The sequence below is a fragment of the Streptomyces sp. JLBJ103 genome (assembly GCF_058215575.1).
In genome coordinates this window covers 5,780,914-5,803,408 of the sequence record NZ_CM177089.1, presented here as the reverse complement: position 1 = coordinate 5,803,408, position 22,495 = coordinate 5,780,914, and the positions used below count along the sequence as shown (strand labels likewise).

At 72.0% G+C, this 22,495-nt stretch carries 17 protein-coding genes; 13 read left to right on the top strand and 4 right to left on the bottom strand.

Features of this window, described 5'->3' with window-relative positions:
• Nucleotides 1-29 precede the first annotated feature (29 nt).
• Complete coding sequence (locus tag AC4BEG_RS25615; protein WP_490702099.1) at nucleotides 30-1,820, top strand: phosphatidylglycerol lysyltransferase domain-containing protein; 1,791 nt, start codon at nucleotides 30-32, stop codon at nucleotides 1,818-1,820.
• Here AC4BEG_RS25615 and AC4BEG_RS25610 read toward each other — a convergent pair.
• Nucleotides 1,815-2,564: a hypothetical protein gene (locus AC4BEG_RS25610; RefSeq protein ID WP_490702098.1), complete on the bottom strand. Its 750-nt coding sequence runs from the start codon at nucleotides 2,562-2,564 to the stop codon at nucleotides 1,815-1,817. The two genes, AC4BEG_RS25615 and AC4BEG_RS25610, sit on opposite strands and share 6 nt — an antisense overlap.
• A gap of 33 nt (nucleotides 2,565-2,597) precedes the next feature.
• On the opposite strand from AC4BEG_RS25610, the gene AC4BEG_RS25605 reads away from it, so the two are divergent.
• The 7 genes from AC4BEG_RS25605 to AC4BEG_RS25575 all read left to right on the top strand — a co-directional run bounded on the left by AC4BEG_RS25605 (nucleotide 2,598) and on the right by AC4BEG_RS25575 (nucleotide 13,233).
• On the top strand, nucleotides 2,598-3,467 hold the full coding sequence (locus AC4BEG_RS25605) for an adenosylcobinamide-GDP ribazoletransferase (protein WP_490702097.1): 870 nt from the start codon (nucleotides 2,598-2,600) through the stop codon (nucleotides 3,465-3,467).
• Between the two features lie 193 nt (nucleotides 3,468-3,660).
• On the top strand, nucleotides 3,661-5,196 hold the full coding sequence (locus AC4BEG_RS25600; RefSeq protein ID WP_490702096.1) for a leucyl aminopeptidase: 1,536 nt from the start codon (nucleotides 3,661-3,663) through the stop codon (nucleotides 5,194-5,196).
• Between the two features lie 261 nt (nucleotides 5,197-5,457).
• A complete protein-coding gene (lpdA, locus tag AC4BEG_RS25595; protein ID WP_490702095.1) occupies nucleotides 5,458-6,846 on the top strand; it encodes a dihydrolipoyl dehydrogenase in 1,389 nt (462 codons plus the stop codon).
• 50 nt (nucleotides 6,847-6,896) lie between these two features.
• Nucleotides 6,897-8,639: a 2-oxoglutarate dehydrogenase, E2 component, dihydrolipoamide succinyltransferase gene (gene sucB / locus AC4BEG_RS25590; protein WP_490702094.1), complete on the top strand. Its 1,743-nt coding sequence runs from the start codon at nucleotides 6,897-6,899 to the stop codon at nucleotides 8,637-8,639.
• A 146-nt stretch (nucleotides 8,640-8,785) separates the two neighbouring features.
• The gene (locus tag AC4BEG_RS25585) at nucleotides 8,786-9,409 is read left to right on the top strand and encodes a GntR family transcriptional regulator (RefSeq protein ID WP_201873939.1); all 624 of its coding nucleotides are present in this window, start codon (nucleotides 8,786-8,788) and stop codon (nucleotides 9,407-9,409) included.
• Between the two features lie 93 nt (nucleotides 9,410-9,502).
• Entirely contained in the window at nucleotides 9,503-12,181 is a 2,679-nt protein-coding gene (aceE, locus tag AC4BEG_RS25580) for a pyruvate dehydrogenase (acetyl-transferring), homodimeric type (protein WP_490702093.1), read from the top strand.
• A gap of 86 nt (nucleotides 12,182-12,267) precedes the next feature.
• Nucleotides 12,268-13,233 (top strand): helix-turn-helix transcriptional regulator, encoded by a 966-nt coding sequence (locus AC4BEG_RS25575; protein WP_490702092.1) that lies wholly within the window; start codon nucleotides 12,268-12,270, stop codon nucleotides 13,231-13,233.
• Nucleotides 13,234-13,386: 153 nt separating this feature from the next.
• Here AC4BEG_RS25575 and AC4BEG_RS25570 read toward each other — a convergent pair whose 3' ends face one another.
• Nucleotides 13,387-14,307, bottom strand: coding sequence for an SDR family oxidoreductase (locus AC4BEG_RS25570; RefSeq protein WP_490702091.1), 921 nt, complete (start codon nucleotides 14,305-14,307; stop codon nucleotides 13,387-13,389).
• A gap of 198 nt (nucleotides 14,308-14,505) precedes the next feature.
• Between AC4BEG_RS25570 and AC4BEG_RS25565 the strand changes: the two genes are divergently transcribed.
• On the top strand, nucleotides 14,506-15,024 hold the full coding sequence (locus AC4BEG_RS25565; protein WP_490707185.1) for a DUF4240 domain-containing protein: 519 nt from the start codon (nucleotides 14,506-14,508) through the stop codon (nucleotides 15,022-15,024).
• 73 nt (nucleotides 15,025-15,097) lie between these two features.
• Here the strand turns inward: AC4BEG_RS25565 and AC4BEG_RS25560 are convergent, their stop codons facing one another.
• Nucleotides 15,098-15,646 (bottom strand): GNAT family N-acetyltransferase, encoded by a 549-nt coding sequence (locus AC4BEG_RS25560; RefSeq protein ID WP_490702090.1) that lies wholly within the window; start codon nucleotides 15,644-15,646, stop codon nucleotides 15,098-15,100.
• A gap of 66 nt (nucleotides 15,647-15,712) precedes the next feature.
• Between AC4BEG_RS25560 and AC4BEG_RS25555 the strand changes: the two genes are divergently transcribed.
• Together AC4BEG_RS25555 and AC4BEG_RS25550 are read left to right on the top strand one after the other, a co-directional pair.
• Nucleotides 15,713-16,612, top strand: a complete 900-nt coding sequence (locus tag AC4BEG_RS25555) for a TIGR01777 family oxidoreductase (protein WP_490702089.1) — start codon at nucleotides 15,713-15,715, stop codon at nucleotides 16,610-16,612.
• Between the two features lie 294 nt (nucleotides 16,613-16,906).
• Entirely contained in the window at nucleotides 16,907-18,226 is a 1,320-nt protein-coding gene (locus AC4BEG_RS25550) for an NAD(P)/FAD-dependent oxidoreductase (RefSeq protein WP_490702088.1), read from the top strand.
• 375 nt (nucleotides 18,227-18,601) lie between these two features.
• Here the strand turns inward: AC4BEG_RS25550 and AC4BEG_RS25545 are convergent, their stop codons facing one another.
• The gene (locus AC4BEG_RS25545; protein WP_490702087.1) at nucleotides 18,602-20,167 is read right to left on the bottom strand and encodes an NsdA family TPR-like regulatory protein; all 1,566 of its coding nucleotides are present in this window, start codon (nucleotides 20,165-20,167) and stop codon (nucleotides 18,602-18,604) included.
• 248 nt (nucleotides 20,168-20,415) lie between these two features.
• On the opposite strand from AC4BEG_RS25545, the gene lipB reads away from it, so the two are divergent.
• Together lipB and lipA are read left to right on the top strand one after the other, a co-directional pair.
• Nucleotides 20,416-21,231, top strand: a complete 816-nt coding sequence (gene lipB / locus AC4BEG_RS25540; protein WP_490702086.1) for a lipoyl(octanoyl) transferase LipB — start codon at nucleotides 20,416-20,418, stop codon at nucleotides 21,229-21,231.
• Between the two features lie 172 nt (nucleotides 21,232-21,403).
• The gene (gene lipA, locus AC4BEG_RS25535; RefSeq protein WP_490702085.1) at nucleotides 21,404-22,354 is read left to right on the top strand and encodes a lipoyl synthase; all 951 of its coding nucleotides are present in this window, start codon (nucleotides 21,404-21,406) and stop codon (nucleotides 22,352-22,354) included.
• The last annotated feature ends 141 nt before the right edge of the window (nucleotides 22,355-22,495 follow it).

Here is a 22,495-nt window from a genome sequence, read left to right as displayed (position 1 = left end):
CCGCCTCACCCCTCCTCCGCTCGGCCGTGATGGGAGAGGAAGAGGTCCGCTTGGAACGCCACGCTTTTGCCGTCCGGCCGCCGCGCGCCGCCGCGTTCACCGTCTGGTACCTGCGGACCGTCGCCTTCGTCAATCTGCTCGGCGCGGTGTGGGTGTCGTTCGGCAACGACATCAAACGGCACAACGTCGATGAGTACTTCACCCCGTATCTGCTGACCGCGGGCTTCTTCTCTGCCGCCTTCTCGATGTTCCTGGCCATCACCATGCGCCGGCACAAGCGCGCGGCCTGGATCCTCAACCTGGCCCTGAGCGGGCTGACCCTGGTGTTGATCGCGCTCGCCATGACCTGGGCCCCGGCCCGGCACCATCCGCAGAACTGGGTCTCGCTGCTGCTCACCGCGGTGTTCGTGACCGCGCTGCTCATCGGGCGCCGGGAGTTCTACGCCAAGGGCGACCGGTCCAACCCCAAGCTGGCCGCGGCGGTCGCGGTGGTCGGGCTGCTGATCGGCTCGCTACTGGCCGCCGCGCTGGTCACCGTCACCAACACCGCGCCCGACGAGTACCGCTCCACCTTTCTGGACCGCTGGCACTACGGCACGCTGCGGCTGATCTCGCTGGTGGCCGTGGAGGGGCGCTTCGAGGGCATCGAGACGCCCGGCTGGGTCAATGTGGTCATCAACGTGATGAGCACGGCCCTGCTGCTGCTCGTGCTCTGGGCGGCGTTCCGCTCCCGCCGCGCCGTCGACCCGATCTCCACCGACGACGAGCGGCGGCTGCGGGCGCTGCTGGACCGGCATGGCGACCGTGACTCGCTCGGCTACTTCGCGCTGCGCTACGACAAGAGCGCGGTGTGGTCCCCGTCGGGCAAGTCGGCGGTGACCTACCGGGTGGTGGGCGGGGTGTCCCTGGCCTCCGGCGATCCCATCGGCGATCCGGAGGCCTGGCCGGGCGCGATCGACCGCTGGCTGGCCGAGGCACGGGAGCATGGCTGGATCCCGGCGGTGATGGGCGCGAGCGAGGAGGGCGGCACGATCTACGCCCGGCACGGTCTGGACGCGCTGGAACTGGGCGACGAGGCGATCGTGGACACCGGGGAGTTCACCCTCGAGGGGCGGGCGATGCGCACCGTCCGCCAGGCGTACAACCGGGTCGAAAGGGCCGGTTACACGGTCAGCATCCGCCGTCACGAGGACATCCCGGCGGCGGAGATGGCCGGTCTGCTGCGGCTGGCCGACGACTGGCGGGACGGTGAGACCGAGCGCGGCTTCTCGATGGCGCTCGGGCGGCTCGGCGACCCGTGCGACGGCCGCTGTGTGATGCTCGTCAGCACCGATGCCGAGGGCGAGCCGCGGGCGCTGCTGAGCTTTGTGCCCTGGGGTGCGCACGGGCTGTCGCTGGATCTGATGCGACGGGACCGGGACGCCGAGAACGGCTTGGTGGAGTTCATGGTGCTGGAGTTGATCCAGCGCGCGGGAGAGGTCGGGGTCGATCAGATCTCGCTCAACTTCGCCATGTTCCGGTCGGTCTTCGAGCGTGGCGCACGGCTGGGCGCGGGGCCGGTGCTGCGGCTGTGGCGCTCACTGCTCAGCTTCTTCTCCCGCTGGTGGCAGATCGAGTCGCTGTACCGGGCCAACGCCAAGTACCGGCCGATCTGGGAACCGCGCTATCTGCTCTTCGAGAAGTCCACGGAGCTGCCCCGGATCGGGATCGCCTCAGCCCGCGCGGAGGGGTTCCTGGAGGCGCCGGGGCTGCCGAAGTGGCTGAACCGCACCAGGCTGGCCAAGGGGGCGCGGGTCGAGCGGGCCGAGCAGGGCTCATGAGGGCGGCGTGGGTTCGGAAAAGCCGCCGATCCAATCCTGGAGCCGCCGCCCCACCCGTTTCCAGCGGGCGTCATGCCGCTCGGCCCGCTTCTCCGCCTTCGCCCTCGCCCGCGGCCGGCGGCGGTAGCAGCGCCGGGCCCACCACGAGTCGGGACGGGCCAGCCGCACCGCGCCGACGATCGCCACGACGGGCACCAGCACCCCGATCACCGCGATCCGCAGCTTCCCCTTGACCAGCGCGAACAGCGCGAACGCGAAGTTGATCGCCACCTCGGCGACCACCACCCCACGACTGCTCCGCTCCGCCTCCGACACCTCGTTCACCCCGAACGGGAGGAAGCCGCTGAGCACCAGGGCGACCAGCGAGGCGGTGATCACTACCACCTCGACGCTCTTGCGGCCCTGCTCGGACCAGTAGACGTCATGGAGGTGGAGGATCAGCGCGAACTCGTCCAGCACCAGCCCCGCCCCCACCCCGAACAGCACCGCCGAGATGGCGGCCCCGATCCCGTGCCGTCCGCTGCCGACCGCGCCGAACCCGCCGATGACGGTGAGCACCACACCGGGCACCACATGGTGGATATGCAGCCCGCCCGGGCTGATGTCGCGGAACGGGCCCCGCCCCGCCTTGATCATCCGCGTGATGGTGCGGACGATGACGAACGACAGGATGAACGAGGCCAGGGCGAGAAGCAGCGGCAGCTTGCCGGGCTCGACGATGTTCCGCTCCCACCAGTGGCCCATGGCCCCTCAGCGTGCGCGATAGCCTGCCGCGCGATGGACACCACGCCGGAGCAGTCCCCCGCACGACCGCCGGAGCCGGAGCGCCCGGCGGACTCCGGGCTTCCGCCCGTGCCCGACCACCCCCCGCGCCCCTCCTGGGACGACGGGCTCCGCTTCGCCTTCGGCACCCTCACCGTGCTGCCCGTACGCGTGGCGCGCTGGGATCGTTCGGCGGCGCGCGCCGGAATGCTGTGCGCCCCGCTGGCCGGACTGGTGGTCGGGCTGTGCGCCGCCGCGCTGGGCGGGGCGCTGCTGCTGCTCGGCGGCGGTGCCCTGTTGGCCGCCGTCGCCACCGTGGCCGTACCCGCCGTACTGACCCGCGGTCTGCACCTCGACGGACTCGCCGACACCGCGGACGGGCTCGGCAGCGGCAAGCCCGCCGAGGACGCGCTGCGCATCATGAAACGTTCCGACATCGGGCCGTTCGGCGTCATCACCCTGCTGCTGGTGCTGCTCGGTCAGGTGGCCGCGCTGACGGAGCTGTACGCGGCGGGCTGGGCGCAGGGCGCGGTGGCCGCCGCCGCGGCCGGGACCGCCGCCCGCTGCGCGCTGACGCTCGCGGCCCGCGCGGGCGTGCCTCCGGCCCGGCCGGAGGGTCTTGGCGCGGCGGTCGCGGAGGCGGTGCCGTTGCGTTCGGCGCTGGTGGTGGCGGTGGCCACGGTGGCCGTCGGCACCGCGGGCGGACTGGTGTCCGGACCGCTGTCCGCGCTGCGCCACGGGCTCGCGGTGGTGGCCGCCCTGGCCGCCGCCGAACTCCTGCTGCGCCACTGCCGCCGCCGCTTCGGCGGGGTGACGGGGGATGTCTTCGGCGCCCTGGCGGAGACCGCTGCCACCGCGGCACTGGTCGTCCTGACCCTCGGCTGACCCCTCCCGTCACCGGCTGCGTACCGCGCCCGGACGCGGTGAGAGCTACCCTCGCGGTGAGCCGCGACGAGCCCGCCGCTGGGGCGTCCGGCGACCGGCGCATACGATGCCGACGGGCGCGGCCGACCGCCCCCGCCTCGCGGGGACATCCGATGTCGGCCGTCGAAATCACCGGAAGAGGGACCCGACCACTGTGACTGCACTGACTCTCAGCACCTCCTCCGCCGCGGCACTGCGCGCGGACGCCGTTGTCATCGGCGTGGCAAAGGGGGCGAAGGGCCCCGTCGTCGCCGTCGGCGCGGAGGCCGTGGACAAGGCGTTCGACGGCAAGCTCGGCACCGTTCTGGAGACGCTCGGCGCGACCGGTGCCGAGGGCGAAGTGACCAAGCTGCCCGCCGCGTCCGGTCTCAAGGCACCGGTCGTGCTGGCGGTCGGCCTGGGCGAGGCTCCGGCCAAGGGCGACGGCTACGACGCCGAGGCGCTGCGCCGGGCCGCGGGGGCGGCCGCCCGTGCGCTGTCCGGTTCCAAGAAGGGCGCGTTCGCGCTGCCGGTGGAGGACGTCGCGGCCGCCGCGGCGGTCGCGGAGGGCGCGCTGCTGGGCGCCTACGCGTACGACAAGGCCAACAGCGGCAACGGCGGCGCGGCGAAGGGCAAGAAGAAGAACGGCAACGGCCCGCTGGCCGAGGTCGCCCTGATCGGCGGCAAGCCGCGGGACAAGGCGTACAAGGCCGCGGCCGAGCGCGCGGTGGCCCTGGCCGCCGAGGTCAACCGGGCCCGCGATCTGATCAACGCGCCGTCCAACGTGCTCACCCCGGCGTCCTTCGCGGCGACCGCGGTGGCGGCGGCCAAGGAGTTCGGCCTCAAGACCGAGGTGCTGGACGAGAAGGCGCTCAAGAAGGGCGGGTACGGCGGCATCCTCGGCGTCGGCCAGGGCTCGGACGCCCCGCCGCGGCTGGTGCGGATCGCCTACACCCACCCCAAGGCGGAGAAGACGCTGGCGCTGGTGGGCAAGGGCATCACCTATGACTCGGGCGGTATCTCCCTCAAGCCGGCCGGTCACAACGAGACGATGAAGTGCGACATGAGCGGTGCCGCCACGGTGTTCTCCACCGTCATCACCGCCGCGAAGCTGGGGCTTCGGGTCAATCTGACCGGCTGGCTGGCGCTGGCGGAGAACATGCCGTCCGGTTCGGCCACCCGCCCCGGCGATGTGCTGACGATGTACAGCGGTAAGACCGTCGAGGTGCTGAACACCGACGCCGAGGGGCGGCTGGTGCTCGCCGACGCGATCACCCGCGCCTGCGAGGAGAAGCCGGACGCGATCGTGGACGTGGCCACGCTCACCGGCGCGATGGTCCTCGCCCTGGGCACCCGCACCTTCGGGATCATGGCGAACGACGAGGCGTTCCGCACCACGGTCCACGAGATCGCGGAGGAGGTCGGCGAGCAGTCCTGGCCGATGCCGCTTCCGGCCGACCTCCGCAAGAGTATGGACTCGCCGGTCGCCGATCTGGCGAACATGGGGGAGCGGATGGGTGGCGGTCTGGTGGCCGGTCTGTTCCTCCAGGAATTCATCCAGGACGACATCACCTGGGCCCACCTGGACATCGCGGGTCCGGCTTTCAATGACTCCGGTCCGTCCGGCTACACCCCCAAGGGCGGCACCGGTGCCGCCGTACGCACGCTGGTGCGGCTCGCCGAGCGCACCGCGGCGGGCGATCTGGGCTGAGGCCGAAAGTCCCGCCGATTTCGCCATCAACGAAATCGGTGGGGCTACGGATTCCGTATACGCACAAGTAACCCCTGAACTGGGGTCTGGAGATTTCTCACAGCACGGCCCCGCGTCCCGCCTCACGTCAACAAGTGCGAAGATGTTGTCTCGGCAGGACAGGGCCCCCGACACCAGGGCCGAAGCAATTGCGGCCGAACAACAGCCGCCGCCCGGCCGACCGACGGCCGGCTCCGGCGCACCATGCATGGAGGACGTGACGTGGCGAATGACGCCAGCACCGTTTTCGACCTAGTGATCCTCGGAGGCGGTAGCGGCGGTTACGCCGCTGCCCTGCGCGCGGCGCAGCTGGGTCTGGACGTCGCCCTGATCGAGAAGGACAAGCTGGGCGGCACCTGCCTGCACCGCGGCTGCATCCCCACCAAGGCTCTGCTGCACGCCGGTGAGATCGCCGACCAGGCCCGCGAGGGCTCGGAATTCGGTGTGAAGACCACCTTCGAGGGCATCGACATCGAGGGTGTGCACAAGTACAAGGACGGCGTGGTCTCGGGCCTGTACAAGGGCCTCCAGGGTCTGATCGCGTCCCGCAAGGTCACCTATGTGACGGGCGAGGGCCGGCTGTCCTCCCCGACCTCGGTCGATGTGAACGGTCAGCGCTACACCGGCCGCCACATCCTGCTCGCCACCGGCTCGGTGCCGAAGTCGCTCCCCGGTCTGGAGATCGACGGCAACCGCGTCATCTCCTCGGACCACGCCCTGGTGCTCGACCGGGTGCCGAAGTCCGCGATCGTGCTGGGCGGCGGTGTCATCGGCGTCGAGTTCGCCTCCGCGTGGAAGTCCTTCGGGGCCGACATCACCATCGTCGAGGCGCTTCCCCACCTCGTCCCGGTCGAGGACGAGAACAGCTCCAAGCTGCTGGAGCGCGCCTTCCGCAAGCGCGGTATCAACTTCTCCCTCGGCTCCCGCTTCTCCGGCGTCGAGTACACCGCCGACGGCGTCAAGGTCTCGCTGGAGAACGGCAAGACCTTCGAGGCCGAGCTGCTGCTCGTGGCCGTCGGCCGCGGCCCGGTCTCGCAGGGCCTGGGCTACGAGGAGGCCGGGGTCGCCATGGACCGCGGCTATGTCCTGGTCGACGAGTACATGCAGACCAACGTCCCGACCATCTCCGCCGTCGGTGACCTGGTCCCCACCCTCCAGCTGGCCCACGTCGGCTTCGCCGAGGGCATGCTGGTGGCCGAGCGGCTGGCCGGTCAGAAGACCGTTCCGATCGACTACGACGGTGTGCCGCGGGTGACGTACTGCCACCCCGAGGTCGCCTCTGTCGGCATCACCGAGGCCAAGGCCAAGGAGCTGTACGGCGCGGACAAGGTCGTCGCGCTGAAGTACAACCTCGCGGGCAACGGCAAGAGCAAGATCCTGAAGACCGCGGGCGAGATCAAGCTCGTCCAGGTCCGGGACGGCGCCGTCGTCGGTGTCCACATGGTGGGTGACCGGATGGGCGAGCAGGTCGGCGAGGCCCAGCTGGTCTACAACTGGGAGGCGCTGCCAGCCGAGGTCGCGCAGCTCGTCCACGCCCACCCGACCCAGAACGAGGCGCTCGGCGAGGCCCACCTGGCCCTGGCCGGCAAGCCTCTGCACTCCCACGACTAATCGCACGAGCGCGAACCATCCGTACAGATCGTTAAGGAGCAACCGAAACCATGGCGGTTTCCGTAACCCTGCCGGCGCTCGGCGAGAGCGTGACCGAGGGCACCGTCACCCGCTGGCTCAAGGCCGAGGGTGAGCGTGTCGAGGCCGACGAGCCACTGCTCGAGGTCTCCACCGACAAGGTCGACACCGAGATCCCGGCCCCGGCGGCCGGTGTACTGACGTCCATCAAGGTCGCCGAGGACGAGACGGTCGAGGTCGGCGCCGAGCTCGCCGTCATCGACGACGGCGGCGCTGCCCCCGCCGCGGCCCCCGCCCCGGCGGCCGAGCCGGCTCCGGCCGCGCAGCCCGAGCCCGCCCCGGCGGCCGAGGCCCCCGCCCCGGCTCCGGCTCCCGCGGCCGCCCCGGCCGGTGGCGCCGAGGGCACCGATGTGGTGCTTCCGGCGCTCGGTGAGTCGGTGACCGAGGGCACTGTCACCCGCTGGCTCAAGGAGGTCGGTGACGCGGTCGAGGCCGACGAGCCGCTGCTCGAGGTCTCCACCGACAAGGTCGACACCGAGATCCCGGCCCCGGCCGCGGGCACCCTGCTGGAGATCCTGGTCGCCGAGGACGAGACCGCTGAGGTCGGCGCCAAGCTGGCCGTCATCGGTGCCGCGGGTGCCGCTCCGGCCGCCGCGCCGGCTCCGGCCGCCCCGGCTCCGCAGGCGGCCCCCGCCCCGGCCCCGGCCCCCGAGCCGGTCAAGGAGGCCCCGGCCCCGGCTCCGGCTCCGGCTCCGCAGGCGCCCGCCGCTCCGGCTCCGGCGCCCGCTCCGGCCCCGGTCGCCCCGGCCGCGCCGTCGATCCCTGCCCCCTCGGCCCCCGAGGCCGAGGGCGCCTATGTGACCCCGCTGGTGCGCAAGCTCGCCGCCGAGAACGGCGTGGACCTGGCCACCGTCAAGGGCACCGGCGTCGGCGGGCGGATCCGCAAGCAGGACGTCATCGCCGCCGCCGAGGCCGCCAAGGCCGCCGCCCAGGCGCAGGCCCCTGCCGCCGTCGCGCCGGCCGCCAAGAAGGCCCCGGTGCTCGAGGTGTCCCCGCTGCGCGGCCAGACCGTCAAGATGACCCGCATGCGCAAGGTCATCGGCGACAACATGATGAAGGCGCTGCACAGCCAGGCCCAGCTGTCCTCGGTCGTCGAGGTCGACGTCACCCGGCTGATGAAGCTGCGCGCCCAGGCCAAGGACGGGTTCGCGGCGCGTGAGGGCGTCAAGCTCTCCCCGATGCCGTTCTTCGTCAAGGCCGCGGCCCAGGCACTGAAGGCCCACCCGGTCATCAACGCCCGGATCAACGAGGACGAGGGCACCATCACCTACTTCGACTCGGAGAACGTCGGCATCGCCGTGGACTCCGAGAAGGGCCTGATGACCCCGGTCATCAAGGGTGCGGGCAACCTCAACCTGGCCGGTATCGCCAAGGCCACCGCCGACCTGGCCGGCAAGGTCCGCGCCAACAAGATCACGCCGGACGAGCTGGCCGGTGCGACCTTCACGATCAGCAACACCGGTTCGCGCGGTGCGCTGTTCGACACCATCATCGTGCCGCCGAACCAGGTCGCGATCCTGGGCATCGGCGCCACGGTGAAGCGTCCGGCCGTCATCGAGACGTCCGAGGGCACCGTCATCGGCGTCCGGGACATGACGTACCTCACGCTCTCCTACGACCACCGCCTGGTGGACGGTGCCGACGCGGCCCGCTACCTGACGGCCGTCAAGGAGATCCTGGAGGCCGGTGAGTTCGAGGTCGAGCTCGGCCTCTGACCGGCTCACGGCGGACGCCTGCGCTGTCGGCCGCGCCCCGTACGGACTTCCGTGCGGGGCGCGGCCCTTTTCCGTTCCCGGACCACGGAGCTTCCGCTGCCTGGATAATGATTTTCGTTCACCGCTGGTTCCGAAGGAGTGCCCCCATGACCCCGCCCGTCGTCCACTCGCTGCGCGAGCAGATCCGCGAGCACATCGTGGAGGGGATCGTCAGCGGGCGCTGGAAGCCGGGCGAGCGGATCGTGGAGCGGCGGATCGCGACGGAGCTGGACGTCAGCCAGACCCCCGTCCGGGAGGCCCTGCGGGAGCTGGAGTCGCTACGGCTGATCGAATCGGCCCCCAACAAGGGCGTCCGGGTGCGGAATCTGGCCGCCTCCGACCTCGAGGAGATCTATCCGGTACGGGCCGGGCTGGAGCAGATGGCGGCGGAGCTGGCGGCGCCCCGGCTGGCCGAGGACACCTCCGCCCTGGAGCCCGAAGTGCGGGCGCTGTACGAGGCGGACCGCAGGGCCGACGGCGAGGCCCAGGTCCGGCACACCGTCGCGTTCCACCGGGAGCTGGTGCGGGCCTCGGGCAACAGCGTGCTGTTGCACACCTGGGAGTCGCTGGGCATCGAGATCTGGACAACGCTGTCCATCCGCTGGCTGGGCACCGTCCAGCAGTCCTACGCCGAGGAGCACCAGGCGGTGGTGGACGCGTTCCGCCGCCGGGATCCGCGGGTGGGCGAACTCGTCAAGGAGCATGTGCTGGGGTGTGCACCGCGTGCCTGATTTCGCGGCACGGAATGCCAATTTCGCGGTGCGGAGCATTTTTTTCGCTCACGGGCTTTTGATCGATCATCGATCAGACTTACAGTCGGCAGCATGACCGATCTCGCCAGCACGCAGCCGAGTGCGCTCGACCAGATCCCCGACCGGGACCCCGAGGAGACCGCGGAGTGGGGCGCCTCACTCACGGCCGTCACCCAGGCCGCCGGTCCGCACCGCGCCGCGTACCTGATGCGCCGCACCCTGGAGCGCGCCGAGGGCGCCGGGCTCGCGCTGCCGCCGCTGCTGGAGTCGGACTACGTCAACACCATTCCGACCGCCGCGGAGCCCGCCCTCCCCGGTGACGAGGAGATGGAGCGGCGGATCACCGCCTGGAACCGGTGGAACGCGGCGGCGATGGTCACCCGCGGCAGCCGGGACGGCCTCGGCGGCCACATCGCCACCTTCGCCTCCGCCGCCTGGCTCTACGAGACCGGCTTCCAGCACTTCTTCCGCGGCAAGGAGGCCGCGGGCGGCTCGGGCGACCAGCTCTACATCCAGGGCCACGCCTCCCCCGGCATCTACGCCCGCGCCTTCCTCGACGGCCGGCTGACCGAGCACCACCTCGACCACTTCCGGCGCGAGGCGGGCGGAGACGGTCTGCCCTCCTACCCGCATCCGCGCCGGCTGCCCTGGCTGTGGGAGTTCCCCACCGTCTCCATGGGGCTCGGCCCGCTCTCCGCGATCTACCAGGCGCGGTTCAACCGCTATCTGGCGAGCCGCGGCATCAAGGACACCGCGGGCTCCCACGTATGGGCCTTCCTCGGCGACGGCGAGATGGACGAGCCCGAGTCCACCGCCGCACTCGCCCTGGCCGGGCGCGAGGGCCTGGACAACCTGACCTTCGTCATCAACTGCAACCTCCAGCGGCTCGACGGCCCGGTGCGTGCCAACTTCAAGATCGTCCAGGAGCTGGAGGCGCAGTTCCGCGCGGCCGGCTGGAATGTGGTCAAGTCGCTCTGGGGCTCGGCCTGGGACGAGCTGTTCGCGCTGGACGCCTCGGGCGCGCTGGTGCGCCGGCTGCGCGAGGTGCCCGACGGGCAGTTCCAGACCTACGCCACCCGCGACGCCGCCTACATCCGCGAGCACTTCTTCGGCGCCGACCCGGAGCTGGCCCGGCTGGCCCAGCGCGTCACCGACGCCAAGCTCACCGAGTGCTTCCACACCTCCCGCGCGGGCCATGAGCCGCGCAAGGTGCACGCCGCCTACCGCGCCGCCGTGGACCACAAGGGCGCCCCGACCGTGGTTCTCGCGCAGACCGTCAAGGGCTGGACGCTCGGCCCCGGTTTCGAGTCGCGCAACGCCAACCACCAGATGAAGAAGCTCACGGGCAAGGAGTTCCGCACCATGCGGGACCTCCTGGAGCTGCCCATCCCGGACAGCAAGCTGGACGACGAGCTCGTCCCGTACGCCCACCCCGGCGCCGACTCCCCCGAGGTGCGCTACCTCCAGGAGCGCCGCGCGGCCCTCGGCGGTCCGGCGCCCGCCCGCAAGGTCCACCCGGTGGCGCTGCCCGAGCCGTCCGCCAAGCCCTTCGAGACCCTGGCCAAGGGGTCCGGCAGCCAGGAGATCGCCACCACGATGGCCTTCGTCCGGCTGGTCAAGGATCTGATGCGGGACAAGGAGACCGGGAAGCGCTGGGTGCCGATCGTGCCCGACGAGGCGCGGACGTTCGGCATGGAGTCGCTCTTCCCGACCGCCGGGATCTACTCCCCGCTCGGCCAGACCTACGACCCGGTCGACCGCGATCAGCTCCTGTACTACAAGGAAGCCACGAACGGTCAGATCCTCAACGAGGGGATCACCGAGGCCGGTTCGATGGCCGACTTCACCGCCGCCGCCACGTCGTACGCGACCCACGGCGAGCCGATGATCCCGTTCTACATCTTCTACTCGATGTTCGGCTGGCAGCGTACCGCCGACCAGATGTGGGCGCTCGCCGACCAGCTCGGCCGCGGCTTCCTGATCGGCGCCACCGCGGGCCGCACCACCATGACCGGTGAGGGCCTCCAGCACGCCGACGGCCACTCGCATCTGATCGCCTCCACCAACCCGGCGGCGCTCGCCTACGACCCGGCGTTCGCCTACGAGGTCGGGGTGATCGTGCGGGACGGCCTGCGGCGGATGTACGGCCCGGACGCCGAGGACGTCTTCTACTACCTGACCGTCTACAACGAGACCAAGGTCCAGCCGCCCATGCCCCAGGGCGAGGGCGTCGAGGAGGGCATCCTCAAGGGCCTGTACCGCTACCGGGAGGCCGAGGCGCCCGCCGCCGACGCCCCCCGGATCCAGCTCCTCGCCTCCGGCACCGCCATCCACTGGGTGCTGGAGGCCCAGAAACTCCTCGCCGACGACTGGGGTGTGGCCGCCGACGTGTGGTCCGCCACCTCCTGGAGCGAGCTGCGCCGTGACGCCCTGTCCTGTGACACGGCGCGGCTCACTGGCGAAGACCGGGTCCCGTACGTCACCCGTGCCCTGGCAGGCGCACCGGGCCCGGTCCTCGCGGTCAGCGACTGGATGCGCGCGGTACCCGACCAGATCAGCCAGTGGGTGGAGCAGGACTGGTACTCCCTGGGCACCGACGGCTTCGGCCTCTCCGACACCCGTGAGGCCGCCCGCCGCCACTTCGGCGTGGACGTCCCGGCGATCGTGGTGACGGCCCTGGACCGGCTGGCCCGCCGTGGCGCGGTGAGCGCCACCGCCGCCAAGGAGGCCGCACGCCACTACGGGCTGTAGCAGCTCGATCCCTCCGGCTCCGCCGTTGTGCGGCCGCGTCTGGCGGTCGCACAACGGCGGTTCTCATGCCGAGGCATGATGGGCGGGTGCGTGCTGCCCGGCTGATCAAAATGGTGCTTCTGCTCCAGGCCCGGCCCTCGATGACGGGGGCCGAGCTCGCCCGTGAGCTGGAGGTCTCCGAGCGGACCGTCACCCGCGACGCCGCCGCGCTCTCCGAAGCGGGGGTCCCGGTCTACGCGGACCGGGGACGCGCCGGGGGCTACCGGCTCGTCGGCGGCTACCGCACCCGGCTCACCGGGCTGGGGCGTACCGAGGCCGAGGCGCTGTTCTTGTCCGGCGTACCGTCCGCGCTGCGCGAGATGGGGCTCGCGGACGCCGCCTCCGCGGCCCGGCTGAAGGTGTCCGCGGCCCTCCTCCCGGAGCTGCGCGACGCCTCCCACAACGTGGCCCAGCGCTTCCATCTGGACGCCCCCGGCTGGTGGCAGCCGCCGCAGACGCCCGAGCTGCTGCCACCGCTGGCCGACGCGGTCTGGGACGACCAGTGGATCACGGTCCGCTACCGGCGCCGGGAGACGGAGGTGGCACGGGAGCTGGAGCCGTACGGCCTCGTGCTCAAGGCGGGCGTCTGGTATCTGGCGGCCCGCGCGGAGGGCGACTTCCGGGTGTACCGGGTGGACCGCTTCGCCTCCGTCGCGCCCCGTGGTGACCGCTTCGACCGGGTCGAGGAGTTCGATCTGCCCGCCTTCTGGGAGGAGCGGGCGGCCCAGTTCGCCCGCTCGATCCTGCGAGAGAAGACCGTGCTGCGGCTCACCCCGGACGGGGTCCGGCGGCTGCCGTACGTCACGGACCGTGCGGCGGGCGAGGAGGCGGTGCGCGGGGCCGGGGAGCCCGACGGACAGGGGCGGATCACCGTCACCCTGCCCGTCGAGTCGTACGACGTGGCGTACGCGCAGCTGCTCGCGCTCGGCCCGGAGGCCGAGGTGCTCGAGCCGCCGGAGCTGCGGGAGCGGTTCGCCGAAGCCGCGCGCCGCACCGCGCGGCTCTACCAGTAGCGCTCCGCGGGATGTGCCGGGGGTGCCCGGGGTGCCGTCACACGACTGCGGCAGCGTCGTGGCTGGTCGCGCAGTTCCCCGCGCCCCTTCGGGGCGCGACCGAACCGCACCGGACATCAGCGACGCTGCTCAGCCGTCCCGGGGCGCCGCTCGCTACCGGTAGTCCTCCGCGGTGCCCGCCTTGCCGCCGAAGACGATGTCGCGGAAATAGCCGACGCCGTCCGGCCGGGAGCCGTCGAGGTCGGTGAAGCCGTAGACCTTGGCCAGTTCACCGCTGAAGACCGACTTCCCGTTCCAGCGGGCCCGGTCCGGGTCGGCGGCGAGCGCGGCGACCGCCCGCCCGACGAAGTGCGGCGTCTCGGCGATGGCGAAGTGCGGCTCCTTCTCCACCGCGTCCCGCCAGTTCTCCTCGGTCACCCCGAAGTGGTCAAGCATCTGCTCGGAGCGCAGGAAGCCCGGGGAGACGCACACCGCCGTGGCGTCGAACTCCTTCAGCTCCTGAGCGAGCCCGTACGCCGTGCGGATGGGCGCGTTCTTGGTGATGTCGAAGAAGAGGTTCACCCGGTAGGTCTCGTTGAACTCCGCGTCCCCGTCGGTGATCTCGACCACCAGTCCGCCCGGGTTCCGGACCAGCAGCGGCAGTGCGAAGTAGTGGGTGATCAGGTGGGTGTCGATACCGAGCCGGAGCATCCGCAGCCCGCTCGTCAGGTTCGTCTCCCAGGTCTTCTTGTTGAATTCGATCAGCGCCTCACCACCCCAGACGTCGTTGACCAGGACGTCCAGTCGCCCCTGCTCCCGGTCGATACGCTCGATGAGCGCCCGTACCTGCTCCGGTTCCAGGTGGTCCGTCGGCACCGCGATGCCTGTGCCACCCGCCGCCGTGATCAGTTCCGCGGTCTCCTCGATGGTCTCCGTCGCCCGCCCGACCTCGCTGACCCGGTCCCGGGTGGTGCGCCCCGTCGCGTAGACGGTGGCGCCCGCCGCGCCCAGCTCGACGGCCATGGCCCGGCCCGCGCCGCGCGTCGCCCCCGCGACGAGTGCGATCCTGCCCGCCAGCGCGCCCTGTGTGCTCACGAATCCGTGTCCCTTCGATGGGTGTCCGGTATGGCTGTGCGTTCGACGGTCGCAGGGAAACCCGACATCTTCTGTCGCTTTTTGTTCGTACTTCCCCCGGGTCTCCGGCGGCCGGGTCCCTCTCGATAACGAGAGGGCCGCATCCGGGTCGCTCCGCGTGCGGGGGCGCCGGGGAGGGCCGATCCTGGTCCCGTGATGATGGACGAGACGGAGTTCTGGGGGCTGGTCGACAGCGCTCGGGAGGCCGCCGAGGGCGACCCCGAGGACCAGTCCGACCTGCTCGTCGAGCAACTGTCCCAGCTCGACCCGGACGCCGTGCTGGACTTCGCGCGGCACTTCGAGGCCCGCTCCAACCGGGCGTACCGCTGGGATGTGTGGGGTGCGGCCTGGGTGCTGCTGGGCGGGGTCGGCAATGACGCGTTCGAGGCGTTCCGCTTCTGGCTGATCGGTCAGGGCCGGGAGGTCTTCGAGGGGGCGCTGCACGAGCCGGACGCGCTCGCCGAACTTCTGGACGACTTCGATGAACAGGTGGACGGGGACTGCGAGGACCTGGGGTTCGCCGCGGACGAGGCGTACGAGCGGCTGACCGGCGCGGCCCTGCCGGAGCTGGGGCTCCCGGCACCGCCCAACGAACCGCAGGGCGCGGCCATCGATTTCGAGGACGAACGGGAGCTGGTGGAGCGGTACCCCCGGCTGTGGGAGCGCTTCCGGGCCTGACGGGCCGGTGTCCGGGGCGGCTAGTGCCGCGTCAGTCAGGCGGGGCGAACCTTGGCTGATGCGGCACGTGCGCTCAGCCGGTGAGGGCGCGGGCCATCAGGACGTCGTCCACATACGTCCCCTCGATCAGGAACTCCTCCCGCAGGACGCCCTCCACGATGAACCCCTCGGACTCGTACAGCCGTCGCGCGGGGGCGTTGGGCGCCAGCACCCGCAGGGTGATGCGGGTGGCGCCCGCCCGCCGTGCCTTCTCGTACGCCGCGCCCAGCAGCGCCCGCGCCGCTCCCCTGCCGCGCGCCCGCTCGTCGACCGCGAGCCCCTGGATCTGCTGGACATGGGCGTTGGTGGCGAGCGGGGTCGCCGGGACGAGCCGGAGGTAGCCGACCGGGCGCCCGCCGAGCTCGGCCACAAGGATGTGATCGGGGCGGTTGCGGTCGTGGAAGAAGGGGTCGTCGGGGGGCTGGGGGCGCGGCTGCACCGAGTGCAGCGGTGACCAGGCGCGACGGTCCAGTCCGGCCAGCGCGGTCTCGTCCTCGGCCACGGCGGCGCGGACGATCAGCTCGTCCGGGTCGGCCACCCGGACCGGTGCGTCGGGCCGGGACGGCACTGTCTGCTCGGACATGTGCGCCAGTGTGCCACTCGGCCCCGTCGTCCGACATCCCTTCAAGATCGGGGGCAGGATGATGCCATGCGAATCGCGGTCACCGGCTCCACCGGACTCATCGGCACGGCCCTCGTCCACGCGCTGCGCGAAGACGACCACCAGGTCGTACGGCTGGTGCGGCACACCCCGCGCGGAGAGGGCGAGGTCGAGTGGGATCCGCAGCGGCAGTGGGTGGACACCGCCGGGCTGACGGGGTGTGACGCGGTGGTCCATCTCGCGGGGGCGGGTGTCGGTGACCGCCGCTGGACCGACGCGTACAAGAAGGAGCTGCGGGACAGCCGGGTGCTGGGCACCGCCGCCATCGCCGAGGCGGTGGCCTCACTGGACACTCCGCCGCGGGTGCTGATCAGCGGAAGCGCCGTCGGGTTCTACGGGGACACGGGGGCGCGCGCGGTGGACGAGAACGCGCCCCCTGGCGACGGCTTCCTCGCGCATCTGTGCCAGGAGTGGGAGGAGGCGACCGCGGCGGCCCAGGAGGCGGGCATCCGCACGGTGTTCGCGCGCACCGGACTGGTCATCGCCCCCGAAGGCGGGGCGTGGGGACGGCTGTTTCCCCTGTTCAAGGCGGGGCTGGGCGGACGGATGGGCAGTGGCCGCCAGTACTGGAGCTTTATCGCCCTGTACGACCACATCGCCGCGCTGCGCCATGTCATCGCCACCGACGAACTCGCGGGTCCGGTCAATCTCACGGCGCCCACGCCGGTCACCAACCGCGAGGTCACGGCGGCCATGGGCCGGGTGCTGCACCGCCCCACACTGTTGAGCGTGCCGTCCCCGGCACTGCGGTTCGCGCTGGGCGAGATGTCCGGCGATGTGCTCGGCAGTGTGCGGGCGCTGCCCCGCCGGCTGATGGACTCCGGCTTCGCCTTCACCTATCCGCATATCGACGAGGCCCTGCGCGCGGCGCTGAAGAACCGGCGCTGAGCGCGCCACGCCGACGGTCCGCCGGAGGGGGTGCACGGGGCGGCGCCCGGCTGCACTGACGGTGCGTCAACTGTCCTCGGCGCAGACCGATTTGGGATCGAAACGGACCGGCGTGCGACCGTTGTGCGACCGTGCTCGGTCAATGCGCGACTGCCCTCGAACGTCTTTCTGACTACCGTCACGTACGTCTGGCGTTACCCACCTCACGGAGCGGTGTCGCGGAACTCACGCTTCTGGTCCGCTGGTTGGGGCATCAGGCCCCCGTAGCGTACGCACCGACCTCGAGGAGGGCACGTGCTCAGCAGCGCGCACCGCACGGACGTCGTCATCGTGGGAGCCGGTCTCGCGGGGCTGGCCGCGGCTCAACTGCTGGCCGGCGCCGGGGTGGCGGTCACGGTCCTGGAGGCCGCGCCACGGGTGGGCGGCCGGATGGCGACGGACAGCGTGGACGGCTTCCGGCTGGACCGCACCGGACAGTTGATGAACACCTCCTTCCCGGAGCTGCGGCGCACTCCGGGGCTCGGCTCGCTCGCCCTGCGCCCGTTCACCCAGGGCGTGCTGATCCACAGCGAGGGCCGCACCCAGCGGTTCGGCACTCCCCGGAGCATGAGGGGCGCATTCACATCGGCGCGCGCCTTGGCGAACGCCGCCCGTGCTCCCCTGGGCAACGGGCTCGACCAAGCCCGACTCGGTGCCGCGCTCGGCAGGCTCGCCACCCTGCCCGCGGACCGCCTGCTCGCCCGCCCCGACCGGCCGGTCCACGAGACCCTGGGGGGGCGGGGCCTACCTGCCCGCACGGTTCAGGGGGTGCTGCGTCCACTGCTGGTGTCGCTGCTCAGCGACCCGGAGCTGACCACCTCGAGCCGCTGTGCCGATCTGGCCCTGCGCGGCTACGCACGCGGCCGCCTCTGCCTCCCGGCGGGCGGCGCGTCCACCGTCCCCGAGCTGCTGGCCGCCACACTACCGCCGGGGACGGTGCACACCGGCGTCCGCGCGGTATCGGCCTCCACCACCGCCGTGGCCACCGCGGAACACGGCGAGATCGGCTGCCGCGCGGTCCTGGTGGCCACGGGGGCACATGACGCCGCGGCCCTCCTGCCCGGTCTGCGACTGCCGGCCTTCCACCCGGTGACGGTGCTTCACCACACCGCCGACCGGCCGCCGCTGCGCGAACCCGCGCTGGTCCTCGCGGCGAGCGGCTCGGGCCCGGTGGCCCACACCATGGTGGCCAGCGAGGTGGACCCCTCGCGCACCCCGCCCGGCCGGGTGCTGATCACCTCCACGGTGCTCGGCCCGGCCGCCGGACAGCCCACCGCCGACCTCGACCGGGCCGCCCGGGGCCAACTGGCCGCGGTCTACGCCACCTCCACCGCAGACTGGGAGCTGCTGGCCGCGCACCACGACCCGTACGCCGTCCCGGCCATGCCCGCGCCCCACGATCTGCGCCGCCCGGTGCGGCTGCTGTCCGGGCTGTACGTCTGCGGCGACCACCGCGACTCCAGCTCGGTGCAGGGCGCCCTCGTCTCCGGCCGCCGCGCGGCCCGCGCGGTCCTCACCGACTTCGGCGCCCCACCAGGATCCGGCACCACCCCCAGCCTCCCGGCCGCGGCCTGACCCCACGGCTGGGCGGCGCCATCCGGTTCCGGCCAGATGGCCCGGCGACGACGGAACGCCCGGCACGGGCTGAGCGACCCGTGCTCCGGCGACCCGGACCGCGCGCGAGAACACCCGGATCCAGCCACCGGCCGGGCGGGACACCCGGTTCGGGCCGGACATCACCGACCACCGGCCCGTGTCCGGGGCATACGGGCCGGCCCGCCGCGTGTGCGCGAGGAAACCCGCCCGGGACCGGCCACCGGCCGGTCCCGCAGAGGTGCGGGCCGACCCGCCGCGCGCGGCGGGGAGGGCGGCCGCGACCCCGCCCGGCGACGGGACGGCCGCCGCCGTCCGCCGTGGACCCGCACCGCTGCGTGGCGCCCGACGACGGGGCTACTGGAGTGCCGCCACCCGCTCGCGGTAGCCCCGCACCGGCGCCGCGTCCCGGTACGGCTCGAGGCGGCGCTCAAAGTCCCGTACGTACTCCAGCGCCCGCATCGACCGCATCTCCGACGCCTGCTGCGCCGCCTCCGCGCCCAGTGCGCACGCCTGCTCCAGCTCGCCCAGGCCCAGCCGCGCCGTGGCCAGCACCACCCGGCAGAACAGCCTGCTGCGCGCGTATCCGCTGCCGCGCAGCTGGAGCGAGCGCTCGGCGTGCTGGGCGGCGGCCCGGTACTGCTGGAGGTCGCGGTGACAGTGGCCGAACTCGTCGGCGAGCTGCGCCTCGTCGAAGAACCGCGCCCAGTACGGCACATCGTCTCCGGGGCGCGCCGTCTCCAGCGCCCGTTCCGCCCGCGCCAGCGACGCGGTGCAGGCCCGCACCTCGCCCAGCACTCCGTGGCCACGCGCCTCGACCGCGTGCAGCAGCGACTGGAGCACCGGCGGGGCGCCGCCGCCGACGCCCTGCTGGGCCACCCGGGCCAGCTGCACGGCCTCCCGGCCATGGCCCAGATAGACGGCCTGGCGGCTCATCGTCACCAGCACATAGCTGCCGTACGCCCGGTCCCCGGCCGCCTGCGCCAGCCGCAGCGCCTGGACGAAATAGCGCTGCGCCAGACCGTGGGCGGCGATGTCGTACGAGGTCCACCCGGCCAGCCGGGTCAGATCCGCGACCGCCCCGAACAGCCGCCGCCCCACCACCTCGCTGTAGGTGCCGCGCAGCATCGGCTCGCCCTCGTGCTCGAGATAGCGCACCAGGGCCTGGCGGGCATGGCCGCCGCCGTAGGTCTGGTCCAGGGTCCGGAACAGTTCGCCGACCGAGCGCAGCGCCGCGATGTCTCCGGTGGTCACCCGGTGGCCCGGCCCGCGCTGACATCGGTCCGCCTGCCGCTGCCGGGGGACCGGGGCCCGGCCCGCCGTGGGCGCGCGTCCGGCCCCGGCGGGCTGGCCGCCCGTACGGCCGCCCTGGGCGGGCAGCCGCACGGCCGCCGCCGCGCCCGCGCCACCGGCTCCCGGGGTACCCGCGCCGGGCGCCCCGGACGGGCCCGCGCCCGCCGGGGGTTCACCGCGCGCCACCCGGTCGTCGGGCCGTCCGATCAGCCAGTCACGGCTGGGGACCACCAGACCCGCCGGGGTGAACGCGATCTTCCGTAACTCCGCATGGCTGCCGGAGTCCTTCCGCCACAGCCCGCTGACGATGTCCACCGCCTCCTGCGGGGTGGCGGCGAACTCCAGTCCCGCGTAGACCGGCGCACAGGCGTCCAGGCCCAGGTCCTGCGCCGTCAGCCGGCGCCCCAGACGCCGGGTGAACACCTCGGCGATCAGCGCCGGGGTGGTGCCGCGCGGCTGCTGTCCGCGCAGCCAGCGGGTCACTGACGTCTTGTCGTAGCGCAGGTCCAGGCCGTGCTCCAGACCGAGCTGGTCCACCCGCCGGGCCAGCCCTGCGTTGGAGAAGCCCGCCTCGGCAATGAGCGCCGCGAGCTGACGATTGGGAATGCGCTGCGGGGGTCGTTCCGTCATCAGCCTGCCGGTCTCCCTGATCGCCCTGTGGAACGGCGCGAATTTAACTGCCGCTCGAGGGGCTGATCGCGGCCGTCGGGGGGCATTCATCCGATCGTGTGAGAACGAGCCCGATGGGGACGTACGGGTCCGCGGTCGTAGAGTGGCTGGGGCGCCGCCGCCAGGCTTCGCCACCCACGTGTACGAGGTGACTTGGTACGAGGTGACTCGTACGAGGTCCTTGAACGAGGTCCGAACAGGAGCGTGCCGTGACCGCATCGTCCCCGGGGGAGATCCCCGGCTCCTCGTCGCTGCGCTATGTCCACCTGGGATTCGGCGCGGACGCGGTGGACTACGAGGAGGCGTGGCAGGAGCAGCGCCGGGTGCACGCCGCGCGCTTCGCGGACGAGATCCCCGACACCTGTCTGCTGCTGGAGCACCCGGCGGTCTACACCGCGGGGCGGCGCACGGCCGACAACGAGCGGCCGCTCGACGGCACCCCGGTGGTGGACGTGGACCGCGGCGGCAAGATCACCTGGCATGGCCCCGGCCAGCTGGTGGGCTATCCCATCCTGAAGTTGCCGCGTCCGGTGGATGTGATCGCGCATGTCCGGCGCCTGGAGGAGGCGCTCCTGCTGACCTGCGCGGAGTTCGGTGTGGAGACCAGCCGGGTGGAGGGCCGCAGCGGGGTGTGGGTGCTGGGCGACCCGCTCGAGGAGCGCCGGGCGCTCGGCGGGCTGAGCCTGGACTTCGACCCCCGGATCGACGACGAGGAGTTCGATCCGCGGATGAACGGCCCGGAGTACGCCCCGTCCAACGCCGGGCAGCGCCGTGAGGACCGCAAGATGGCCGCGATCGGGGTGCGGATCGCCAAGGGCGTCACCATGCATGGCTTCGCGCTGAACTGCAATCCGGACAACACCTGGTTCGACCGGATCGTGCCGTGCGGTATCCGGGACGCGGGCGTGACCTCGCTCTCGGAGGAGCTGGGCCGGGACGTCCCGGTCTCGGAGGTGCTCCCGGTGGTCGAGAAGCATCTGCGGGCCGTCCTGGAGGCGTCGGTCCCGATGCCGCGGGCCGTCTAGGCCCAATGCCGGTGAGCGCTCACAGGGCCCAGGGAATGCGCCCTGAGGCCCATGGGTTGCCCTGGACGTAAATCCGTACGAATGACGGGCGTACCCTGGTGACCGCCGACGATTCGAAAGCCGCGCCAGCAAACTCGCCAGCCGAGCCGCCAAGCAAAGAGGAGTGCCGGACGTGTCCGCAGTCGCACCCGACGGACGGAAGATGCTGCGTCTGGAGGTCCGGAACAGCCAGACCCCCATCGAGCGCAAGCCGGAGTGGATCAAGACCCGGGCGAAGATGGGCCCCGAGTACACCGAGCTGCACGGCCTGGTGAAGCGCGAGGGCCTGCACACGGTGTGCCAGGAGGCAGGCTGTCCGAACATCTTCGAGTGCTGGGAGGACCGCGAGGCGACATTCCTCGTCGGTGGGGAACAGTGCACCCGGCGCTGTGACTTCTGCCTGATCGACACCGGCAAGCCGGAGCCCCTGGACCGCGACGAACCGCGTCGGGTGGCCGAATCCGTACGCACCATGGAGCTGAAGTACGCCACGATCACCGGCGTCGCCCGTGACGACCTGGAGGACGGCGGCGCCTGGCTGTACGCGGAGACCGTCCGCCAGATCCACTCCCTGATGCCGGACACCGGTGTCGAGCTGCTGATCCCCGACTTCAACGCGGTTCCCGAGGCGCTCGCCGAGGTCTTCTCGTCCCGTCCCGAGGTGCTCGCGCACAACGTGGAGACGGTCCCGCGGATCTTCAAGCGGATCCGTCCCGGCTTCCGCTACGAGCGCTCGCTCGAGGTCATCACCAAGGCGCGCGAGGCGGGTCTGGTCACCAAGTCCAACCTGATCCTGGGCATGGGCGAGGAGCGCGAGGAGATCAGCCAGGCGCTCCAGGACCTCTACGACGCGGGCTGCGAACTCATCACGATCACGCAGTATCTGCGGCCGTCCGCCCGCCACCACCCGGTGGACCGCTGGGTCAAGCCGCAGGAGTTCGTCGAGCTCAAGGAGGAAGCGGAGGAGATCGGCTACGCCGGTGTCATGTCCGGCCCCCTCGTCCGCTCGTCGTACCGCGCGGGGCGCCTCTACCAGCAGGCGATCGAGAAGCGTAACGTCGCAGTGGCCTCACAGGCCGTTTGAACCACACAGCACGCATACGGCTCACCCAACACCCCTTGTGTGAGCAGCAACACGCTGTGTGAGTACCGGCACACCCACGCACACCGGCCCGCGCCCTTCCGCAGGTCAGAGGACGGGTACGGGCCATATCCAGGCTTCATC